At 66.8% G+C, this 3,814-nt stretch carries 5 protein-coding genes and 1 pseudogene; 4 read left to right on the forward strand and 2 right to left on the reverse strand.

All coding sequences use genetic code 11. The features are described 5' to 3' along the window. Window positions 1-88: 88 nt before the first annotated feature. The gene (locus AA75_RS53505) at window positions 89-508 is read left to right on the forward strand and encodes a DDE-type integrase/transposase/recombinase (RefSeq protein WP_255369519.1); all 420 of its coding nucleotides are present in this window, start codon (window positions 89-91) and stop codon (window positions 506-508) included. Window positions 509-569: 61 nt separating this feature from the next. Here the strand turns inward: AA75_RS53505 and AA75_RS49540 are convergent, their stop codons facing one another. Beyond that, window positions 570-725, reverse strand: coding sequence for a hypothetical protein (locus tag AA75_RS49540; protein ID WP_158515537.1), 156 nt, complete (start codon window positions 723-725; stop codon window positions 570-572). Between the two features lie 312 nt (window positions 726-1,037). Beyond that, window positions 1,038-1,457 carry a hypothetical protein gene (locus AA75_RS19755; protein ID WP_033821444.1) on the reverse strand — a complete coding sequence of 140 codons (420 nt, stop codon included), beginning with the start codon at window positions 1,455-1,457 and terminating at the stop codon, window positions 1,038-1,040. A gap of 305 nt (window positions 1,458-1,762) precedes the next feature. On the opposite strand from AA75_RS19755, the pseudogene AA75_RS47695 reads away from it, so the two are divergent. The 3 genes and pseudogenes from AA75_RS47695 to AA75_RS19770 all read left to right on the forward strand — a co-directional run. Beyond that, a pseudogene (locus AA75_RS47695) lies at window positions 1,763-2,038 on the forward strand (transposase); the annotation flags it as partial. 588 nt (window positions 2,039-2,626) lie between these two features. Beyond that, entirely contained in the window at window positions 2,627-2,950 is a 324-nt protein-coding gene (locus tag AA75_RS19765; RefSeq protein ID WP_149038259.1) for a hypothetical protein, read from the forward strand. A 512-nt stretch (window positions 2,951-3,462) separates the two neighbouring features. Then, window positions 3,463-3,814: transglycosylase family protein (locus tag AA75_RS19770; protein ID WP_033821447.1), on the forward strand; the 352-nt coding region annotated here is incomplete at its 3' end.

Here is a 3,814-nt window from a genome sequence, read left to right on the forward strand (position 1 = left end):
AGACCCGGTGACGGTGCACCCGTTCATCGAGGCGGAGAAGTAGGAGAGCCACAGCGTCAACGGGCGTGTGAGCCGCTCAAGGTCTCCCGTGCCGCCTTCTACGCCCGCCGCAACGGCGAGTCCGGTCCCCGCGCCGTCCGTGACGCAGACCGAGGAGGGCCGGCTCCACCTGGCCACCGTCATCGACATCGCCTCCCGCCGCGTCGTCGGCTGGGCGACCGCCGACCACCTGCGGACAGGGCTGGTTGCCGACGCCCTACAGGCTGCGTGCCGGACCCGCCGTCCCGACGGTCCGGTGATCTTTCACTCGGATCGCGGCTGTCAGTACACGAGCCGTGAATTCGCCGAGCTGGCAGTGGATTTCGATGTACAGACCGGGGACTGGGTCTGTGCGCCCGACGAGCACGGCCGCGGCAGCCTCATCGTCATGGCGCTGGCCAGTGATCACGGAGTCACCTCGCAGGCAGGACATGTCACCCACTGGGCTGACCTGCCGGTGGCTGCGTAGTCCTTCGGGCTCCGCTCCTCCCCAATCGGCCCCGGCCTTGATGCCGCAATAGGCGCAGGGTTCAACCGAACGGATGAATCGCGTGCGTGCCGCCTTCCTGGACCCCTGATTCGCTGGAGCGGAACAGGCTGTCTCTCTGCCCCGTGAAGGCAGGGCCGATGACGCTGCCGCCCCCGTAGAGCCAGCGGATGCGGGCACGTGCATCCTGTTCTTCCATGATATAGAGGAGGCCGTTCCGTCTTCCCCTGCTGCGCAGGCGTCGGTGGGCGAGTACCCCGGGCCGAACGAAGAGAGCCCTCATGAGACCTCTGTACATTGCCCAGATTCTTGCCATTGCCGGTGCCGGTCTCTGTCTGTCGGTCACCGATGCTGTCGCTGCGTCCGTGACGGTGACGCCGAGCGCCCTCACCCCGGGCCAGACAGTCACCGTCACCGCGACCGGCTGCACATCGACCAGCTCGTCAGCTCCGGCTTCGTCTGCGGCGTTCTCGGCTCCCGCCGCGCTCGGTGCCGGCGGCTCGCCCGGGATTTACTCCGGGACCGCCACCATTGGTGCGCAGGCCGTCGGCTCGTACACCATCAGCGTGTACTGCGATACGGACAGCACAGCGCAGTCGGATGCCTCGATCACCGTGGCGGCTAGTTCCGTCGGCTCGTCGAGCTCGGCTTCTTCGGGTTCGAGCGGGTCCGCCTCATCGAGCACGAGTGCTTCGGCTTCCTCGTCTTCCTCCTCGTCGTCGTCGGCAAGGAGTACTGCTACCGCAACTGCCACCACAACTGTGACCGCGACTGTCACCGCCACCCCCTCCGTGACGCCCACCGTCACGGTGACCCCCACGACGACGCCCTCAGGGGCTGTATCAGCGGGCGACGGGAGCAGCCAGTCCGGTGGCTCAGGGGCATTGCCCCTGGTGGTGCTGGCCTTGGTGGCGGGGACGCTGGTCTCCATTGCGGCCTTCCTCGGATTGCGACGGCGTTCCGGTGCCCCGAAGTGATCAGCGCTCGGTATCTGCGGCATAACCCCTGACCGGTGTACGGGCACGGGAGCTGCTGCGCTGAGGTAGGTTCTGGCCGAGGCCGCGCCCGGTGCGTCGGCCCGCTCGCGTCGGCGGCGTCGAGCCGCTGGGGACTGCATGGGCCATTGAAGGAAGGCTGTCAGAGCTACTGCAATCACAGTTACAGGTGGGCTTGTGGTGGTTGAGTGGGCGTGTGTCGGTGGATCTCGGGGTGGGTCAGGTTGACTCCTGGCATGGGGTGTTGGCTGGTTTGCACGCGCGGTTCGGGTCGCGGCTCGCGCGGTCGGAGCCACGTGGGCGGGCGTTGGAGTACATGGCCGGGCTGATGGCGCCGTTGGAGCGGAATAACGGCTGGTCGCTGGCGGAACGCGCTGGTGAGGTACATCCGATCGGGGTGCAGCGCCTGCTGGGCGATGCGGACTGGGACGCCGACGGGGTGCGTGACGACGTCCGCGACTTCATCGTCGAGAGCATCGGGGACAAGGACGCAGTGCTGATCGGCGACGACACGGGGATCTGAATAACTGTCAGGTTTGATCTCCCTAGTCGGCGGACTCGGGCGGAAGGGCTTGGAGCTGTTCGAGGGTCAGGGCTGGCGATCCGGGCAGAGGTGCGACGACGATGCGGTCCGTCGCAGACATCCGCCGGCTCATCGGCTTCCTCCTACCCCCGCAAAACCTCGCGCCGAAGCATCATCTGCACTGGCCGTGGTGGAGACGCCACAGCCAGACCCGCGCACGCCACAGTCACTACAGAAGCCGGGGACAGATCCCCTAACCGTGATTGCAGTATTAGCGGAGGAGTGCCGGCGACGAGGTCCGGCACGGGGGGAGAAGGCGCCGTCCTGCGGCCCGGGCAGCTTTGACGCCGCCGCTGATGAGGATGATCGCGAAGAGTTTCATCTCCCCACCCTCACTCGCGAGGCCGGTGATCGGTGCCCGCTGACCGGGTGACGTGACGGCGGACCGGCCCGTCCGCCGGTACTGTAGCAAGCGCTGTGCGGGTGCGGACTGGACGGTAGCCATTTACGCATAGGGGAGGCTGTCGTATCCGGGAAGCTGCCGTGACATGCGGGTTCGCCCAGACAGCCCCGATCGCTGACATGCACGAGATCATCCCCGCCACCCTGGCATGGAACCCGGACGAAGCATCCCGAGAGCGGTACGAATACATGACGTCTGCCCACGACGACACACCTCTCGAAACGGCTGCGGCCAATCTGTCCAGGCTGCGCGATCTCGGTGCTCGGGCCTGGCAGTGCTGGATGCTCGGCGACCGGCGCGGTGCCATGGAGGCCTCGAACACCGTGCTCTCCGTCGCTGCCGCCGCCACGGCGGCCCTCTCCGCCGTGATCGACGGCGAAGCGGATGGCGGCCGGCCCGAGGCGGCGAGCCACTGCCACGACGCCAGCGACTGGTTGGGCTGACACGACCACACACCGCAGGGCGGCGTCCGGCACCCCGGGCGCGAGTTCGCCATGAACCCCTCGCATCGGGCAGCACGTAGGAGCGTCGGGGATCTGCGGTGTGCCGCGGGAGCGTCGAGTTCGGCGAGGCCGAGATCCTCTGGTGAGGCCGCCCACGCACCGGCTGTAACCGTACCAGGTTATTTCACCGAGAAAATTATTCCGCTCGAATGCGGATATTCCGTGCGGTTCAGCTCGGTGGTCAAGGAATCCATTCCGGATGCAATCTGAACCGTGTTCGTGCGCCCGGTTTTTCACTTCTCCGGGGTGGTGGGCCGGGTAGCCGTCGCCGGGGCCTCCTGTCGGCGGCGGCTGAATAGTCCTGGCGGGGGCCTGATCAGAGGACGGTGAGGGGCTGGGATCTGATGTTCTGTGGAGACAGGAAAGATTTCGAAAAGGTGCCCAGTGGCTCATCGTCTCCGCAGTGGAGCGAAATCGGCCGGGCCAGCCCAACTCATATTGAGGTTTTCATCATGTCTTTCATCTCCCGACTGCCGTTTGCCGCCGCCAAGCTGACTCCGGCCCGGCGTGTGCGGGTCGCGGTCGTAGGTGCTGCTCTTATCGCCCTGCCGATGGCCGGCCTCGTCACGGCCACCTCCGCGTCGGCCGCATCCCTGTCCACGTGGGACAAGGTGGCGCAGTGCGAGTCCTCTGGAGACTGGTCCATCCACGGGAAGCTCTTCAGCGGCGGTCTGCAGTTCACGTCCAGTACCTGGGCCGCTTACGGCGGTACCGCGTATGCCCCGCAGGCGAATCTGGCCACCAAGGCCCAGCAGATCGCCGTTGCCGAGAAGGTGCTCGCCTCCCAGGGCCCCGGCGCCTGGC

This window comes from Kitasatospora sp. MBT63, from assembly GCF_000710465.2.
Taxonomy (GTDB): domain Bacteria; phylum Actinomycetota; class Actinomycetes; order Streptomycetales; family Streptomycetaceae; genus Kitasatospora.